Genomic DNA, 16,920 nt, shown 5'->3' with positions numbered 1-16,920 from the left:
TGAGGTCGGGCGGAGATGACGCGCGCCTTTCCACGCCTCCCCACGTTCGGAAGGCCCGGTGGCGCATCCTTGTCCCCCGATGCGGGACGCAGGTGCCGCATCGCCCTGCGCGTGGCGGCCGGCCTGGGAATCGGCCTGGTGGTCGCCGCCAATGTCGCTGCGGTGCGCTTCGGCGAGACGATCGACTCCTACCTGAGCAGCGACGAGGTCGACGTGTCAGACGTCCGCGTCGAGGCCCAGATGGCCCGCGATGAGAAGCTCTCGGAGGAGGTCGAGGCCGAGGGCCTGGTGCTCGTGCAGAACAGGGGAGACGTGCTTCCCCTCCCTCGCGACGTCGACCGCGTGAACGTCTTCGGCTGGGGTTCGACCCAGTGGGTGGGCGGCGGCTCGGGCTCGGGTGGCGTGGCGGGGGAGTGCGAGGGCATCCTGCAGGCCCTGACCGACGAGGGCATCGCCTACAACGAGGCGCTCGCCAAGATGTACCGTAACTTCCAGGGCGAGAGGCCCTTTCTCTCAAACGGGTCGCTCAACACCCATGACTACGAGTTCTGCCGGCTCTACGAGCCGAGCGTCGAGGACGAGGGGCTCTACACCCCCGAGCTCCTCCAGGAGGCGAGGGAGTACTCCTCCACCGCGATCGTGGTGCTGAGTCGCGTGAGCGGCGAGAGCATCGATTGCCCGCGCGAGCAGTTCCGCGTCACCACCAAGGGCGGTCCCGTCAAGCGGAGCATGGCCCGGCACTATCTCGAGCCCTCCCCCGAGGAGGAGGCGCTCATCCGCTACGTCGCCGCCAACTACCAGAACGTCGTCGTGCTGGTCAACTCGACCAACCCCATGGAGCTCGGCGTCGTCGAGTCCGTCGAGGGGGTGGACGCCTGCATGCTGGTGGGCGCCACCGGGACGACGGGCGCGCGAGCCGTGGTGAGGGCCCTCTGGGGGGACGTGAACCCATCCGGCCGCACGACGGACACCTACGCGTACGACTTCTCCACATCCTCCAGCTGGGCCAACGCGGGAGCGGACGGCGAGGGCCACTACCTCGACGCAGGGGGCTGCTACCCGGCCGACGGGACGCTCAACGGCAACGTGGGCACCCGCGAGGCCTATGACTCCGTGCGCTTCGTCGACTACGCCGAAGGCATCTACGTCGGTTACCGCTGGTACGAGACGGCGGACGCGGAGGGCTTCTGGGAGGGGGAGAGGACCAGCCATGGGGAGGGCTACGACGGCGTCGTCCAATACCCTTTCGGCCACGGCCTGAGCTACACGGACTTCTCCTGGCAGGTGGTCTCGCGCGACCCCCTCAGGGGCGGGGAGCTTGACCCAGACGGAAGCGTGACTACCGTGGTGCGCGTCACCAACACGGGCTCGCGGGCGGGCAAGGACGTGGTCGAGCTCTACGCCACGCCACCCTACGAGCATGGCGGGATCGAGAAGCCGTCGACGCAGCTCGTCGCCTTCGCGAAGACCGACGAGCTCCAGCCAGGCCAGAGCCAGGACGTCACGCTGAGCTTCGACGTGCGGTCCCTGGCGAGCTACGACTGCTATGACGCCAATGGCAACGGCTTTGCCGGCTGGGAGCTCGAGCGCGGGAGCTACAGGATCGAGCTCAAGCGAGACGCGCACACCCTCGCGACCTGCGCGCACGCGAGCGTCAGCTACGAGCTGCCGCACGACCACCCCTACCCAGACGACGCAAGGACGGGGGCGCGGGTCTCGAACCGCTTCACGGGCAGCTCGGCCGAGGCCGGCGTCTCCATCGACGGCAGCAGCACGGGGTCGCCGCTGAGACTCCTCACGCGGGCGGACTTCAGGGGCAGCTTTCCCAAGAACCGTGACGTAGACCGGACCATGCCCGACGCCGTCCGCATCCTCAACCGCTATGACGCGGGTCAGGCCCGCGCGCAGGACTCCCGGTACGACGGAGAGGTCCAGATGACCCAACAGCCCTCGCAGGCCAAGGCGAGGTTCTATGCGCTCGAGCGCCACGGCAGGCTCACCGCCCTGGGCCGCGCCCTGGGCGAGGACTACGACGACGAGCGCTGGGACTCCCTGCTCGGACAGCTCTCGCAGGGGCAGATGGAGCAGCTGGTCCTGCACGGCTACTCCCACACCTCCGAGCTCGGCGTGATAGGAAAGCCTCGCAGCAAGGAGCTCGACGGCTCGTCCCAGGCGTCCTCCTTCAACCAGCTCCGCTGGGGGGTGGGCTTCCCCAACCCCACCACGCTGGCACAGACATGGAACCCCTCCCTGTCAAGGCGCTTTGGTCAGGCGGTGGGCATGGAGTGCGCGATGCTGGGCATCGACGGCTGGTACGCCCCCGCCTGCAACCTGCATCGCACGCCCCTGGGCGGGCGGAACTACGAGTACTACTCAGAGGACCCCCTCGTGTCCGGCGTCATGGCCGCCCGTACCATCGAGGGCGCGCGCCAGGCGGGGACCTACACCTACCTCAAGCACCTCGCCCTGAACGAGCAGGACTCCTATCGCGACTCCCTCTATACCTGGCTGAGCGAGCAGTCCCTGAGGGAGCTCTACCTCGAGCCCTTCCGCAGGGCGGTCGAGGACGGTGGCTGCACGGGCGTCATGAGCTCGTACAATCGCATCGGCGCCATCTGGGCGGGCGGCAGCGAGGCTCTCGTCGATGGCGTGCTGCGCGGCGAGTGGGGCTTCCGCGGCTCCGTGATAACCGACTACAGCGACCATCACGCCTATATGAACGCCGACCAGATGCTTCGTGCCGGCGGCAGCCTCTTCATGGACGGCGTCTTTGACGATGGCGGCTTCGCCCTTGACACCACCACCCCAAACTTCCGCCGGCGCCTGCGGGCGGCCAGCAAGGACGTGCTCTACACCTGGCTCAACGCCCGCGCGTCCAACCTTGGCTACAACGACGCGGCGGCCGCGGCGGGCGAGGCCACGCTCGACCGTCCCGCCAAGACCAAGGGGACCTCCCTCGTGCTGGTGGTCGTCTCGCTGGTCGACGCGCTTGTCGCGGGGACCGTCGTCGTCCGCGCCGCCATGAGGATCCGCCGCCGCCGCAGGGCGTAGGGCCGCTCGCTCCCGCTCCAAAAGGACCGATTTCGACAAGGTGCCCAATCGGGGGGGCCACCGTTCCTCTCCCCGGGCGCGTTGTTGGCCGCCGGGGCCATGGCGCTCGCCCTTACGGGTTGTGCGGAGGGGGCAAACATGAGGGGGAGCTCTTCGGGCGGCGACAAGCCCGTGGTGTACGCGAGCTTCTATCCCGTGGCAGACCTCACGCACCAGGTGGTGGGAGACCGCATGGAGGTGCGGACCATCATCAAGGGCAGCCAGGAGCCCCACGACTTCGAGCTTCAGGCTGGCGACCGAGCCGAGCTGGGCGAGGCCGACCTCGTCATCTACAACGGAGCAGGCATGGAGGACTTCATGGACGACCTCAGGGGCTCCGAGGGTGACGACGGTCGCTTCCTCGACCTCTCGCAGGGCCTCACGCTGCTTCGGGGCAAGGACTCGGACGGGGACGATCGCTCGAGCGTCAACCCCCACACCTGGCTGAGCGTGAGAAACGCCCAGCACGAGGTCGAGCTCATCCGCGACCGGGCGAGCGCGATGGACCCCGACGGGGCGGGCACGTACCAGGCAAACGCGCAGAGGCTCATCGACGAGCTGCACGAGCTCGACCAAAGTTTCCAGGAGCGCCTGGACAAGGGCAAGGCGGGCGAGAGGTACTTCGTGGTCTCGCACGCGGCGTTCAACTACCTGGCGCACGACTACGGCCTGCGGCAGGTGGCCGTGACGGGCATCTCTCCCGAGGACGAGCCGTCCGCGGCCCAGCTTGCGACCATCGCCGACTTCGTGAGGCAGCATGGCATCGACACCATCTTCTTCGAGGGGAGCGCGACCCCCAAGGTCGCGCAGACCCTGGCGCGGAGCACCGGCGCCACCACCTCGACCCTCTACACCATGGAGAACCTGAGCGAGGAGGAGATGGGGCTTGGCTACGTCGAGCTCATGAGGCGCAACCTCGACGCCCTGGCGGAGTCGTTTGATGTGTGAGCTGGTGCGCGCGGGGGCTCGAGTTCTCGTACGAGGGCGTCCCCGTCATAGCCGGCCTGGACTTGAGCCTGCGCCCTGGCGAGCTGGTCGCCCTGGTGGGCAGGAACGGAGCGGGCAAGTCGACGCTCATGAGGCTGCTCTTGGGCGAGCTTGCGCCTGACGCGGGGGAGCTTCTCGTCCTGGGCGAGCGTCCCGTGACGCACCGCCACTACCCGCGCGTCGCCTACGTCTCGCAGGACTCCTTGCGTGGCTACCGCCATTTTCCCACGACCGTCCGCGAGCTCCTCCAGGTCCACTGCCGGCAACTGGGAATCAAGTCCGACGTCGGCGAGCTCCTGGCCCAAGTGCGCCTGGAGGGCTCGCTCGACAAGGCGCTCGACCAGCTTTCGGGTGGGCAGCTCCAGCGGGTGGGGCTGCTCGTCGCCCTTCTCAAGGACGCCCGTCTCATTCTCCTCGACGAGCCGACCAACGGAGTGGACGCCAGCTTCTCGGACGAGCTTTTCCAGGTGCTGAGGGACATGGCGGACGCGGGCAAGGCAGTGCTGGTCGTGACCCACCATCCGGACGAGCTCGAGGGCCGTGCCGACCGTGTGATCAGGCTCAGGGACGGCAGCATCGAGGAGGTCGTTCAGTTGTCGGAAGGAGACGTCGGCGCGTGATGTTCGAATACGAGTTCATGCGGCGCGCCTACCTCGCGGGCAGCGTCCTGGCCGTGATCCTGCCGCTCATAGGCCTGCCAATTCTGCTCAAGAGGCTCTCGATGATGGGCGACACGCTCTCACACGCCTCGCTCGCCGGCGTGGCCATAGGCCTCTGCCTGGGCTTCGACCCGCTCCTTGGTTCCCCGTGGTCGCCTGCGTCGTGGCAGCCTTGGGGGGTCGAGCTCATCAGCAGTCGCCTCAAGGCCTACCAGGAGATCTCGACCGTGATCGTGCTTGCGACCGCCATCGGCCTCGCGGGCATCTTCACGAGCCTCACGGGCGGGAGCAACGCCATCAGCTCCTACCTCTTTGGCTCGATCGTGACCATCGGGGACTTCGAGCTCGCGCTGGTGCTCGTCGTGGCGGCTGTGGTGCTGGTCACCTACCGCCTGATCTACGACCGCCTCTACCTGAGCGCCTTCGACCCCGTCGCGGCCCCTCTCATGGGCATCGACGGCCGGGCGCTCAACCTGGCGTTCTCGTTCCTCGTCGCCATCACGGTAAGCGTGGCGGCAAAGACCATCGGCTCGCTGATCGTCTCGTCGCTGATGGTCATACCCGTCATCTGCGCCATGCAGTTCGCACGCAGCTACAGGGGGACGCTGCTCCTCTCTATAGCCCTCTCGCTCGCCTTCGTCCATGCGGGCCTTGCGGTCTCGTACCACCAGAACCTCAGGCCCGGATCCGTGATCGTGCTCATCGCAGTGCTTGCTTTATCAGTGGCGATGCTCGCCAAGAGAAGGTGGGGGTACCTATGAACAACGTAAGGAAGGCAGGCCTGGGCCTTGCCGGTGCCATTGCCGCGGCGGCCGTCGTCGCGGCGCTGGGTGGTCGCGGGCTTGGCGTTCCCGCGTCGGGTGGCCGGCAGGCGCCCGCGGCACAGGAGCAGGTTCGGGTACTGCGCCAAGACGACCCCGCGAGCAAGGCGGACGTGTCCTTCGCCACGGACGACACCACTGAGGTCCTCATCGACGCCCCCGAGGTGGATTCAGACCAGATCGTGAAGGTGGTCAAGCACGGGGACCACTGGCACGTCTTCACCGCGGACGGACGGGAGTTCGTCACCTACGAGGACCCGAGCGCACTGTACCCCCACGCATACTCGTGAGGGTGGTGAGTCTGGACGAGCTCGCCCGCCAGCCCATCGTCCGCATCCTCAAGCATGACGACCACTACCACGCCTACACGGAGGACGGCAGTGAGTTCATCTGCCGCGAGGATCCCTCCCGTGCCTTCCCCAAGATCAAGATAGGGACCTTCGAGGGGAGCCATGGCGGGCATGTCTCGCACGTGGGTCGCGGCGCTCGGGGTGGCGCGGCTGGGAACGGCGCGCCCCGCTCGCGCGGCAAGGCGGGCGCCTCGAAGCCTGCGGGCCCCATCGCCCCCATCAAGCAGGACAAGAACGACCCCAAGCGCGTGCTATCCATCGAGCACCACAACAACCACTGGCACCTGCACCACGCAGACGGCTCCGAGAGCGTGGTCTACGAGGACCCCTCCTCCGCCTACCCTGACATCAAGATCACGGAGTACGACCTCAACATGGGGCGCCACTTCGAGCCCCTCAAGCCGGGCGAGAGCTTCCGCTACGAGGACGTCGACGCCGCGCTTCTGGTTCCGCTTGACCAGATTAACTATGGCAACGTGGTCCACTCCGTCGACTACGACGAGGCCGCCGGTGGCTTCGTGATTCCCCACCACGACCACTACCACTACGTGTCCATCCAGACGATCATCCAGTTCTGCAAGGACGGTGGGGACACCTTCCACGGCAACGCCCCGCGCGCCGTCGTCGCCACCCTCAAGTACCTGGTCCAGCACCCCGAGGCGCGTCCCAAGGGCAAGAACGGCTGGGGGAGCGACGCCGAGGTGGGGCATGGTGGCGGAGGCAATGCCCACGACGACGAGCGGAACGGCGACCACGAGGTCGAGCGCGACCACGAACGTGCGGCGGAGTCCCGAGACGAGGAGGAGGTGGACTTCACGCGCGGCCCCAGGATCGAGCGCATCGTGCACGAGGGCAGCGTCTGGTACATCTATTACGTCGACGGCAGCTTCAGCACGCTGACGCACGACCCCGAGGACCGCTATCCTGGCGTGCCCATCGAGGAGGGCTCGACGCCCGTCAACGACGGCATGAGCGACGACCGCGCAGGCACTCCCGCCACGGACAAGGACGAGGTCGGGGGTGAGGGGGTCGCAACTGTCCGCCCCGAGACGGGGCCCACAAGGGAAGGGACGTCCGCCGCGGTTGGCCACGAGTGCGAGGCGTCGGCGGCGGCCGAGGGTGCCGACCCCGAGCGCGTGGACGCCTCCCGTGAGAAGGACGCTCCGGCGGAAGCGGCAGATGCCGACGAGACGCCGGCGGGCACGACGGACGACGCCCCCGGCGTGGCATAACCCCGGGCTGGCACTGCGCGCCACGCGAGGTGCGGGGCATTCTCGCCTAAAGAAGGAACCCGGTCGGGATGATCCGGCCGGGCTCCGCTCGTGCGAGGGGGAAGGAGGCTAAGGCTCTAGAACTTGACCTGGGGCGCCTGGCGCACGGAGGCGTCGGCGGCCTCGAAGCCCTTGCGGCGCGGGAACTTGGACCCGGCGACGATGTTGCCGGGGAAGGTGGTGACGGCGTTGTTGTACTCGAGCACGCAGTCGTTGAAGCTCTGGCGCGCGTAGCTGATGCGGTTCTCGGTGTCGGTCAGGTCGCCCTGGAGCTGTTGGAAGTTGGCATTGGCCTTGAGCTCGGGGTAGGACTCCGCGACGGCGAAGAGGTGTCCGAGGGTCTGGGTCAGCTGGTTGGAGGCGGCCATCTTGTCCTCGGGGGTGACGGCGGAGCTCACGGCAGAGCGGGCCTTGATCACGGCTTCGAGGGTCTGGGACTCGTGGCTGGCATAGCCCTTGACGACCTCGACCAGGTTGGGGATCAGGTCGTTGCGGCGCTGGAGCTGCGTGTCGATGGTCTCCCACGCGTTGTCGCAGCGGTTGTTCTTCTGGACGATGCCGTTGTAGATCGAGATGAACCAGATTCCCACCACCACGATGAGTGCGATGATGATTATGGCGAGCGTCATGGCGATTCCCTTCTCGCGGCTCGTATCCTGTCAGACAAGTATACCCGGACCCGCCCACATTCGACCTGGGACGTGGTCCTGACGGCATGTGATGTCCGCGGGGCAACGAAGTCGGATTGCGGGGGTTCAATGTCGACGCGACCGTAAGGCAGGGGACTGACGCCATCGCACCGGGAGGCACCTGGGCGACCTGGCTGATGCGCATGGCGGAGGGGGAGGGATTCGAACCCTCGGAACGGGGTTACCGCTCGACGGTTTTCAAGACCGCTGCAATCAACCACTCTGCCACCCCTCCAATGGGTGCGCGGATATATCCTAGCGCATGAGCCCATGCAGAAGAGGGGAGGCTAGGGGACGATGGCCGAAGCGGAGCGACGGCGCGAGGTCGACGAGGCCTTCATGCGCGAGGCCATCGAGGAGGCCCGCCTTGCCGCGCAGGAGGGAGAGGTGCCCATCGGCGCCGTCGTGGTCTGCGACGGAAGGGTGGTCGCACGCGGTCGCAACCGGCGCGAGCTCGACCATGACCCATCGGCCCATGCCGAGTTCAGCGCGCTGGTGAAGGCGTCGCAGGCGCTGGGTCGCTGGCGGCTTACGGGCTGCACGGCCTACGTGACGCTCGAGCCCTGCCTCATGTGCGCGGGGCTCATGGTCAACTCCCGCATAGACCGCTGCGTCTTTGGTGCCCCAGACCCCAAGGGCGGCGCGCTGGGAACGCTCTATGACGTGAGCCACGACGGACGGCTGAACCACGAGTTCGAGGTGGTGGGTGGCGTGTTGCAGGGTGAGTGTGCGCAGCTGCTTCGCGACTTCTTCCGCGCCCGCCGTGCGGAGCAGCGTGCCGCGAGGGGTGTGGCCTCGGACGAGTAGGGTCGCGCGGGCTCAGGAGCCGGCTCGTCCGCTTACGGACGTCGTCTAGGGCGCATGAGGCCACGCATGCCCTGCCCGTGCGACCGCTCGTCCGCCACGTAACTGCAGTTTTTCTCGCTGTTTATCCAATAGTGAAGTATCTTTGTCTGTATTCCGGGCGAAGGGGCTTATGGGCATGGGCAAGTGGTTCGACGCGGACGACGTACGCGAGGCATACGGGCACATTCGCGACCACGTGCGTCGGACCCCGCTGGAGGAGGCCGTCTATCTCAACGGAGGAGACACGCGCTACTTCTTCAAGCTCGAGAGCCAGCAGATCGGCAAGAGCTTCAAGATTCGTGGCGCCTACAACACCATGTCGCGGCTGAGCGACCGCGAGCGCCGGCACGGCGTGGGCACGGTCTCGACGGGCAACCATGGCGTTGCCGTCGCCTATGCCGCCCGCGAGCTGGGAATCCGCGACTGCATGGTGGTCGTTCCCATGGGGACGCCGCATTCCAAGACCGACCGCATACGCTACTACGGCGCCCGCTCCATGATGCTGGGCTCGGATTACGACGACTCCATCACGCTGGGCATCAACTACATAGACCGCAACGAGATGTTCTTCGTGGACCCCTATGAGTACGACCCGCGCGTGTACTGCGGCCAGGGGACCATCGGGCTCGAGGTCCTGGAGCAGAACCCAGAGGTCGACACCATCGTCGTGCCCGTGGGCGGTGGCGGGCTTATCACCGGCATCGCCACCATAGCGAAGGCCATGAGGCCCGACGTGCGCATCGTGGGCGTGCAGACCAGCGCCTGCCCGGCCATGCTGCAGTCCCTGCGCGACGGAGTCTGCTACAACCGCTACCCGACCTCGGGGAGGACCGTCTGCGAGGCGATCGTGGGCGGCGTGGGGCAGATTGCCTTCGACATGCTGCCCGACCTCCTCGACCAGATGATCATAGTGAGCGAGAGGTCCATCCGCTCCGCCTTCAAGTTCATGGTGAGCCGCGAGCAGCTGAGCATCGAGCCGGGAAGCGCCATGGTGGTCGCTGCCGTGCGAGAGCATGCGGAGCTCGTGGGCGGCCGCAACGTCGCGCTGGTGATAAGCGGCGGCAACCTGGACGCGGACGTGCTCTCGGCCATCCTCGAGGAGGACTTCGGCGACGAGGGGTAGGCCGACTTGGCATCGCGTGTCGGGCACGCTTCCGCGCGCCCCTCGCCTTGCCGCGCACGCTTCAGCGCACATCGAGTCACGTCGAGCACGCATCAACGCACGCTAGGTCGCAGCGCACACGCCGTTGCGCACACGATTTTTGTCGAGCACGCACCAACGCACAGCCGGAGCTGCGTCTGCGCTGTTGGCACGTGGGTCTCGTGTGCGCAAGAGCGTGCTTGGTCCGTGGCGCGTGCGCAAGGGCGTGGACAACGCGGGCCGTGTGCGCCGGCCCGTGGGCGCCGCGGGTGCAGTGGTGCAAAGGGGCGAGGGACGCGCCTACACCAGCTGGAAGATGAAGAAGTCCAGGTAGTGGGTCTCGGGCACGCCCCAGAGGATGGGGTGGTCCGGTGCCTGCTGGCGCTCCTCGACCTGGCGCAGCTGCACCCCGGCCCCGTGTGCCGCCTCCGCGATCGCCTGCGCCAGGCGCTCTCGCGACATGAAGTGGCTGCAGCTGCAGGTGGCCAGGTAACCGCCGCGCGGAAGCATCCGCATCGCATCCTGGTTGATCTGGCGGTAGCCGCGCATCGCGTGGTCGATGGTCCTGCGGCTCTTGGTGAAGGCGGGCGGGTCCAGCACGACGAGGTCGAAGGGACCTCCCTCGGCGCGCAGCCGTGCCTTGTCGCGCGCGAGCTCGGGCAGGTACGCCAGGACGTCTGCCTGGGTGAACCCCATGCGCGGCGTCCCGTCCGCATTCACGTCGAGCCCGTTCAGCCGCGCGTTCTGCGCCGCCAGGTCGAGGGCCGTCTGGCTCACGTCCACGCAGCGCACGAACTCCGCCCCACCCGCGGCGGCGTTGAGGCCGAAGGGCCCCACGTGACAGAAGCAGTCGAGCACGCGTCGTCCCCCGCTGACCTGCCTCACGGCGCGGCGGTTGTACTTCTGGTCGAGGAAGAAGCCAGTCTTCTGGCTGTTCTCTATGTCAAGGTCGAAGGCCAGGCCGTTCTCGTGCACCACGAGTCGCGCGTCTTGGGGCTCCCGCGCCAGGCAACCGTCCAGCGCGCCGCCGCTCACCTCGATCGCGAGCGGGTCCACGGCCCCCGGGGCCGAGAAGTCGTACCAGCCCTTGCGGGGCTCGAGCCCCTCCTTCAGGCGTGCGGGCGAGTCGGAGCGCTCGTAGATGCCGCGCACGCGGACGCCGTCCTCCTCGAGGACGAGGGCCAGGAGCGGGAAGAGGGTGGGCCTCAGGAGCTCCATGCCCACGGTGCCCACCTGCGCCACGAGCACGTCCTCGTAGCGGTCCACCACGAGGCCGGGGAAGGCGTCGGCCTCCGAGAAGAGCAGGCGACAGCAGTTGGTGTCCGGCTCGCAGCCGGCAAGGGCGCGCGATCCCATGGTGGCCTTGCGGTGCCCCCACGCCCAGCGGAGCTTGCGCCACCAGAAGGCGGCGTCGAGCCGGTCGTTCGCGTTGCGGCTCACCACGCGCACGCGGATCTTGCTCTTGAGCGAGAGGAGCCCCACTCCCTGCCAGGTGCCTCTTTCCTCGAAGAGGTCGATGGCACAGCCGTTCGTGGCCTCACGCCCGTCCAGGGGAGAGGGACGCAGTTCCAGGACCTCGCCTTCGAACACCCATGGGTGACCTGCCTTGAGGGAGCGGGCGGCCTTGCGGCTCACGATTGCCTGGGGGTAGGGTCTGAGCTGCTTCATGCTGGGCGTCCCTCCGGTCCTTGCGCTGCCTGCGGGCGAATACGTCTCGTTTGGTCCCGCGTCTTGCATTATGGCCGACACGCCGCCCCCTGCTGGCCGACAGCCTTGAGGCACCAAGTTCGCTGGGCATGGGCCGACCTGTCCCATGCCCCGGCCCCAAAAGGTTACGAGCGGGGGACGGATACCGTTACGTCCGAGTTTCGCCTTGGGCCTCGTAGCCCACGCTCCTCTCATCCGGCCCCTAACATGGCCAGACACCCGCGGCGTCGGATGGGGAGGGAGTGGCCCCAAGGGGTCCGACTCGGCCCAACCCACTGGAGCCGCGGCGTCAGCCAGGGCGGGAGAGGCCCGCCGGCACGAGTGGCGACGCGTCGCCGCGACCCCTGCGAGGGAGGTTGTAACTACTATGAACGGACTGTTTGTGATCGTTGTTGCTGCGGTGGTCCTGGTCATTGGCTATATCGGGTATGGCCGCTGGCTAGCGAAGTCCTGGGGGGTCGACGAGGACGCGCTGACGCCCGCGGTGCGCATGGAGGACGGCCACGACTTCGCCCCCGCCTCGCGCTTCACCGTCTTCGCGCACCAGTTCTCGTCCATCTGCGGCGCGGGTCCCGTCACGGGCACCATCGTCGCCATGATGTTCGGCTGGCTGCCGGTGCTGCTCTGGGTCCTGGTCGGCGGCATCTTCTTTGGCGCCGTCCATGACTTCGGCGCCCTCTACGCCTCCGTCAAGAACAACGGGAAGTCGCTGGGGCAGCTGATCGAGAAGTACATCGGCCGCACCGGCCGCAGGCTCTTCCTGCTCTTCAGCTTCCTCTTCTGCTGCATCGTCGTCGCCGCCTTCACCTCCATGGTCGCCGGCACCTTCAAGATGAGCGTGGGCGAGGCCGGCGTCCTGGACGTCGCGAGGTCCTATCCCGCTGGCGCCGCCGGCACCATCTCGATCCTCTTCACCTTCGTCGCCATCCTCTTCGGCTGGATGTGCCGCAGGTACGAGCTTTCCGGCTGGAAGCAGTTCGCCTTCGCCGTCCTGCTCATCGCCGCGATGTTCTTCCTCGGCATGCTCTTCCCGATCTACTTGAGCCTCAACGCCTGGATCGCCGTGGTCATGGTCTACTTGGTGTTCGCCTCCGCCATGCCCATCCAGACCCTCAAGCAGCCCCGGGACTACCTCACCACCATCATGATGGTGGCCATGATCGCCTGTGCCGTCGTGGGCATCGTGGTCCTGGGCGTGAGCGGCAAGGCCACGATGACGGCACCCATGGTCGTCTCGTCCCAGACTCTGGACGCCCTGTCCGCCAAGGGCAACTACCTCTTCCCGGTGCTCTTTGTCTCGGTCGCCTGTGGCGCCCTCTCGGGCTTCCACAGCCTGGTGTCCTCCGGAACCTCCTCGAAGCAGGTCTCTAACGAGGCTGACGCCCTGCCCGTGGGCTTCGGCGCCATGGTCCTCGAATCCTTCGTGGGCGTCCTGGCGGTGGTCGTCGCCGCCATTATGTTCAGCGACATGAACACAGCAGGAACCGGCGCCCTCAACTCCGGCGCCGCGAGCACGCCCTTCCAGATCTTTGCCGCCGGCGTCGCGCGAGGCATGACCGCGATTGGCATCAACTCGAGCTTTGCCACCGTCTTCATGACGATGAACGTCTCGGCATTGGCGCTGACCTCGCTCGACGCCGTCGCCCGCATCGCCCGTACCTCGTTCCAGGAGTTCTTCCTCAAGACCAACGACGCCGGCGAGGAGGCTGGGGAGGGATCCCTCGCATATCGTGTCGTGACCAACGTGTGGTTTGCCACCTTCGTGACCCTGGCGATCGGCCTGTCGCTCACCTTTGGCGGCTACCTCAACATCTGGCCGCTCTTCGGCGCCTCCAACCAGCTCCTGGGCGGCATGACCATGATCACCCTGGCCGTCTTCTGCAAGGCCACGGGCCGCAAGGGCTGGATGCTCTACCTGCCCGTTACCTTCCTGCTCTGCAGCACCTTCACCTCACTTGCTATGAGCGCCTACGGCTGCGTCACAGCGCTTGCCGCGGGGATGACGGTGGACGTGCTGGCCACCAAGGGCCTGCAGCTGGTCTTTGCCGTCCTGCTCATGGCCCTGGGCCTGATCGTCGCCTACAACTGCCTGAAGGAGCTCTTCACCACCGAGGCCGGCTCCATGCCCGACGAGGAGCCCGAGTGGTCCGAGCTCGGCTGCAAGCACGTCGCTGCCCGCGCCGCGGAGGACGCTTCCTCAGGCGCCGCGTCTGCGGCGGCCCGCGCGTAGGCGCGCCCCTCCCCGGGGCTGCCGGCGCGGCAGGAGCGCCCCTCTCACTGTGTCAAAGGTGGAGTCCCCGCAGCTCTGATTGGGCTGCGGGGACTCCCTTTTCGTCGTCCATGACCCCCGTCGCAGGACGATCACCTGTGACGGGGCCGACACGCTCGCTAGATGTGCCCGCACTCGCCCAGCGCGGAGCGGTCGTACCAGGCGGAGAGCAGGTAGGGCAGGATCGCTTTGGCGTCCACGTCGGCCAGGCGCCTCATGCCGCAGACCGTGAGGTCCAGGGTGGAGAGGCCACCGCCTATGACGCTGATGACGGGCAGCTCGCCCCAGGGGTCGTCCGGAGTCGAGCGAAGCTCGAGCTTGGTGACGTAGCCCGGCGTCCACTCCTTGTAGTCGTACTGCACGAGCGCCCCGAGGAGCGCCCCGGAGGTCAGCTCGGCGCCGCCTTCGGGTCTCACCATGCGGTCGAAGTGGTAGTAGAAGCCGCATCCCTTGGTGGTGACGCCCGCCCCGGGCCCCTGGAAGATCATGTGCGTGAGGGGCGTGTTGTACTCGCCGAGCTCCATGCGCACGCTGGCGACCTGACAGCCCCTGCGGCTGACCTCGGCCGTCACCACGTCGCCGTCACGGCGCAGCACGAACTCGGCCCCCATCTTCTTGGGCATGGAGCCGTTGTCGCGCCCGAGCTGCGTGGCCATCTCCTGGCCGTTGCCGCCCAGGAGCAGCGAGAGCGTGTACTGGCCCAGCTGCTCGCCGGCGTAGCAGTAGACGCCCAGGATCGCCTCGTAGTAGTCGTCCGTGAACGAGGGACGATTGATGTGGTTGATCGAGAGGACCACGACGGGCATCTTGAAGGGCGTGAGCTCCGGTGGCAGGACGCGGCGGATGGCCTCGGGCGTCGTGGTGAAGGCGATGTAGATGCCGCGCTGGTCACCCATGATGGAGGGCTGGCCGAACTTCGCCACGTCCTCGTCCAGGGCATGGAAGCTGGTTTGCGGCCGGTGTGGGAGGAAGAGCTCGCGTGCCGCCGCATAGCCACCGTGTGTGGCGGGTGAGATGTTCCCGTCCTTGACGGCGGACCCCACGACGCGCACCTCGACGTCTGCTGCCTCGAGCCCCTCGCGCAGTTCGGTGTTGGGGCGGTTGCCCAGCGAGAGCACGACGAGGTCGCAGTCAAGGCGAGAGGCGCTTCCGTCCGCCGTCGACTCGAGCGCCAGGCCCTGCGCGTCCGCGCTGACGAGCTTCTGTCCCAGCCTGAACTCCACGCCGTACTTGCGCAGGCGTCCCATGACGTCAAGCACGTTGACGGGGTTGACGCCAGGCGCGACGGAGTCGAGCATGTCCACCACGACGACGTGGGCCGCGCCCTTCTCGGCTGCGTATTCGGCGGTCTCGATGCCGGTCATGCCCGCGCCGACGACCACGACGCTCTTGCCGGCAAGCTCGCGCCTGCCGGTGAGGACCTCGGGCACGCAGGCGACGTTGGGGCCGTCGAGGCCGGGAATGGAGCGCGGCACGATGGGGCTCCCGCCGGTGGCGAGTATCACCGCGTCGGGCTCGAGCGCGAGCACGGATTCCACGGTCGCGCGCTCTCCCAGGTGGATGTCCACGCCCAGGTCGGGAAGGACCTTGGCGTAGTACTCGGGCACGAAGGACATCTTCTCCTTGAGGGGAGGCGCCGCCGCGAGGACGACGTCGCCGCCCAGCTCGCGCGCTGCCTCCAGGAGCGTGACCCTGCAGCCTCGCGTGGCAGCCGTCTCTGCCGCACACATACCGGCGGGACCTGCCCCCACCACAACGAGATGGTGGTGCTCGACGTCGGGTTCGAGGCTGCCGCAACGGAGCTCCGCCGCGCAGGTCGGGTTGACGGCGCACTCGAGCGGCATGGCCGCCTCGGCGTTCTGCTCGAGGCTCTCGAAGCAGCGCAGGCACGAGATGCACTTGCGGAGCTCGTCCACGCGACCCTCCTGGACCTTGCGGCCCCATTCGGGGTCCGCCAGCCAGGCGCGCCCCATGCCCGCGAAGTCGATGAGCCCCTCCTCGAGGAAGCTCTCGGGGACGTCAGGGCCACGGAAGTTCGACACCGCTATGACGGGGATCGAGACGTTCTTGCGCACGGCGGCGATGAGGTCGTGCCTCCAGCCCTCGGCGTACGAGACGGGCTCGACGGAGGTTATGCCGGTCTCGTAGATGCCGCAGGAGACGTCGATGAAGTCGACGCCGGCCTTCTGGAGCTCCTGGGCGATCCTCACGCCGTCCTGGATGTGAATGTAGTCCTCGGTGACGCCCGTGGCAGAGAGGAACTCCTCGACCGAGAGGCGGCAGCCCAGGGGGAAGTCCTCCCCGCAGCGCTCGCGGATGCCCGAGATGATCTCGAGCACCATGCGCAGGCGGTTCTCGAAGGACCCGCCGTACTCGTCCTCGCGCTTGTTGGTGTAGGGCGAGAGGAACTGCTCAAGCAGGTAGCCGTGGGCGCAGTGCAGCTCGACGCCATCGAAGCCCGCCTGCTGGACACGCGCGGCGGCGTCCACGAACTCCCGGATGATGTGCCTGACCTCGTCGGTGGTGAGGGCGCGCGTCTCCTGCTTGCAGCGCTTGCAGGGGATGGCCGAGGCGCTGACCACGGGGGCACCGCCCAGTAGTGAGCTATAGGTCTCGCGCCCGGGGTGGTGGAGCTGGATCATGGTCTTCGCGCCATGGCGATGGATTGCCGCCGCGAGGCGCGCCAACGCGGGGACGTTGCGGTCGCGCGTGGCGGATATCTGGCGCAGGAGGCCGGGGCCGGTCACGTCGTCGACGCGGCAGATCTCGGGCAGGATGAGCCCCGCCCCGCCCGCGGCGCGCGCCTCGTAGTAGGCGATCATCTCGTCGCTCGGCGTGCCGTCGAGGTTGGCCAGGCCCACGCCTACGGGTGTCATGACCAGTCGGTTCTTGAGCTTCAGGCCACCTATCTGCCCCGCCTCGAAGAGCTTCTCGTACATGGGATCCCCCTTCCTCGCGCCCGAGGCGTCGAGTGCTGGCGCCCCAGGCAACCCCTCGTGATGTCTAGCTTGCTACCACGGGCGACGGGACGTGCGGCGATTAGGGGAGAAGTCCGCATTGCGGCGCGGACGGCATGGGGCATGTGGGATG

General features: G+C 67.6%; 12 protein-coding genes and 1 tRNA gene. 9 read left to right on the top strand and 4 right to left on the bottom strand.

Translation table 11 applies throughout. The annotated features are described in order from the left end of the window. Positions 1-69: 69 nt before the first annotated feature. The 6 genes from HMPREF1868_RS07195 (at position 70) to HMPREF1868_RS07170 (ending at position 7,139) form a co-directional block, all read left to right on the top strand. Positions 70-3,051: a glycoside hydrolase family 3 N-terminal domain-containing protein gene (locus HMPREF1868_RS07195; protein ID WP_231782278.1), complete on the top strand. Its 2,982-nt coding sequence runs from the start codon at positions 70-72 to the stop codon at positions 3,049-3,051. A gap of 138 nt (positions 3,052-3,189) precedes the next feature. Next, positions 3,190-4,038, top strand: a complete 849-nt coding sequence (locus tag HMPREF1868_RS07190; RefSeq protein ID WP_197414972.1) for a metal ABC transporter solute-binding protein, Zn/Mn family — start codon at positions 3,190-3,192, stop codon at positions 4,036-4,038. Further along, a complete protein-coding gene (locus HMPREF1868_RS07185; RefSeq protein WP_062531498.1) occupies positions 4,035-4,697 on the top strand; it encodes an ABC transporter ATP-binding protein in 663 nt (220 codons plus the stop codon). The genes HMPREF1868_RS07190 and HMPREF1868_RS07185 overlap by 4 nt, the downstream gene beginning before the upstream one ends. Further along, positions 4,697-5,497, top strand: a complete 801-nt coding sequence (locus HMPREF1868_RS07180) for a metal ABC transporter permease (protein WP_062531497.1) — start codon at positions 4,697-4,699, stop codon at positions 5,495-5,497. The genes HMPREF1868_RS07185 and HMPREF1868_RS07180 overlap by 1 nt, the downstream gene beginning before the upstream one ends. Beyond that, entirely contained in the window at positions 5,494-5,847 is a 354-nt protein-coding gene (locus tag HMPREF1868_RS07175) for a hypothetical protein (RefSeq protein WP_062531496.1), read from the top strand. The genes HMPREF1868_RS07180 and HMPREF1868_RS07175 overlap by 4 nt, the downstream gene beginning before the upstream one ends. Positions 5,848-5,852: 5 nt before the next feature. Further along, entirely contained in the window at positions 5,853-7,139 is a 1,287-nt protein-coding gene (locus tag HMPREF1868_RS07170) for a hypothetical protein (protein ID WP_156439443.1), read from the top strand. 116 nt (positions 7,140-7,255) lie between these two features. Here the strand turns inward: HMPREF1868_RS07170 and HMPREF1868_RS07165 are convergent, their stop codons facing one another. Together HMPREF1868_RS07165 and HMPREF1868_RS07160 are read right to left on the bottom strand one after the other, a co-directional pair. Further along, entirely contained in the window at positions 7,256-7,807 is a 552-nt protein-coding gene (locus HMPREF1868_RS07165) for a LemA family protein (protein WP_009278234.1), read from the bottom strand. Positions 7,808-8,011: 204 nt separating this feature from the next. Beyond that, a tRNA-Ser gene (locus tag HMPREF1868_RS07160) sits at positions 8,012-8,102 on the bottom strand. A gap of 62 nt (positions 8,103-8,164) precedes the next feature. Between HMPREF1868_RS07160 and tadA the strand changes: the two genes are divergently transcribed. Together tadA and HMPREF1868_RS07150 are read left to right on the top strand one after the other, a co-directional pair. Beyond that, on the top strand, positions 8,165-8,674 hold the full coding sequence (gene tadA, locus HMPREF1868_RS07155) for a tRNA adenosine(34) deaminase TadA (RefSeq protein WP_062531494.1): 510 nt from the start codon (positions 8,165-8,167) through the stop codon (positions 8,672-8,674). 175 nt (positions 8,675-8,849) lie between these two features. Then, positions 8,850-9,836 (top strand): threonine ammonia-lyase, encoded by a 987-nt coding sequence (locus HMPREF1868_RS07150; RefSeq protein WP_231782277.1) that lies wholly within the window; start codon positions 8,850-8,852, stop codon positions 9,834-9,836. Positions 9,837-10,154: 318 nt separating this feature from the next. Here the strand turns inward: HMPREF1868_RS07150 and HMPREF1868_RS07145 are convergent, their stop codons facing one another. Beyond that, entirely contained in the window at positions 10,155-11,522 is a 1,368-nt protein-coding gene (locus HMPREF1868_RS07145) for a class I SAM-dependent rRNA methyltransferase (protein ID WP_062531492.1), read from the bottom strand. A gap of 406 nt (positions 11,523-11,928) precedes the next feature. On the opposite strand from HMPREF1868_RS07145, the gene HMPREF1868_RS07140 reads away from it, so the two are divergent. Continuing rightward, positions 11,929-13,791 carry a carbon starvation CstA family protein gene (locus HMPREF1868_RS07140; protein ID WP_062531491.1) on the top strand — a complete coding sequence of 621 codons (1,863 nt, stop codon included), beginning with the start codon at positions 11,929-11,931 and terminating at the stop codon, positions 13,789-13,791. Between the two features lie 158 nt (positions 13,792-13,949). Here the strand turns inward: HMPREF1868_RS07140 and HMPREF1868_RS07135 are convergent, their stop codons facing one another. Further along, positions 13,950-16,769: an oxidoreductase gene (locus tag HMPREF1868_RS07135; RefSeq protein ID WP_062531490.1), complete on the bottom strand. Its 2,820-nt coding sequence runs from the start codon at positions 16,767-16,769 to the stop codon at positions 13,950-13,952. Positions 16,770-16,920 lie beyond the last annotated feature (151 nt).

Origin of the sequence: Olsenella sp. DNF00959 (genome assembly GCF_001553055.1) — a bacterium.
Classification (GTDB): Bacteria; Actinomycetota; Coriobacteriia; order Coriobacteriales; family Atopobiaceae; genus Olsenella_I; species Olsenella_I phocaeensis.
The sequence above is the reverse complement of the archived record's forward strand: the minus strand, read 5'-3'. Positions and strand labels throughout refer to the sequence as shown.

Bases quoted from the DNA above. Each gene is read 5' to 3' on its own strand.
- HMPREF1868_RS07190 (WP_197414972.1), top strand. From the start codon at position 3,190: ATGAGGGGGAGCTCTTCGGGCGGCGACAAGCCCGTGGTGTACGCGAGC.
- HMPREF1868_RS07180 (WP_062531497.1), top strand. From the start codon at position 4,697: ATGTTCGAATACGAGTTCATGCGGCGCGCCTACCTCGCGGGCAGCGTC.
- HMPREF1868_RS07175 (WP_062531496.1), top strand. From the start codon at position 5,494: ATGAACAACGTAAGGAAGGCAGGCCTGGGCCTTGCCGGTGCCATTGCC.
- HMPREF1868_RS07165 (WP_009278234.1), bottom strand. From the start codon at position 7,807: ATGACGCTCGCCATAATCATCATCGCACTCATCGTGGTGGTGGGAATC.
- tadA (WP_062531494.1), top strand. From the start codon at position 8,165: ATGGCCGAAGCGGAGCGACGGCGCGAGGTCGACGAGGCCTTCATGCGC.
- HMPREF1868_RS07150 (WP_231782277.1), top strand. From the start codon at position 8,850: ATGGGCAAGTGGTTCGACGCGGACGACGTACGCGAGGCATACGGGCAC.
- HMPREF1868_RS07145 (WP_062531492.1), bottom strand. From the start codon at position 11,522: ATGAAGCAGCTCAGACCCTACCCCCAGGCAATCGTGAGCCGCAAGGCC.
- HMPREF1868_RS07140 (WP_062531491.1), top strand. From the start codon at position 11,929: ATGAACGGACTGTTTGTGATCGTTGTTGCTGCGGTGGTCCTGGTCATT.
- HMPREF1868_RS07135 (WP_062531490.1), bottom strand. From the start codon at position 16,769: ATGTACGAGAAGCTCTTCGAGGCGGGGCAGATAGGTGGCCTGAAGCTC.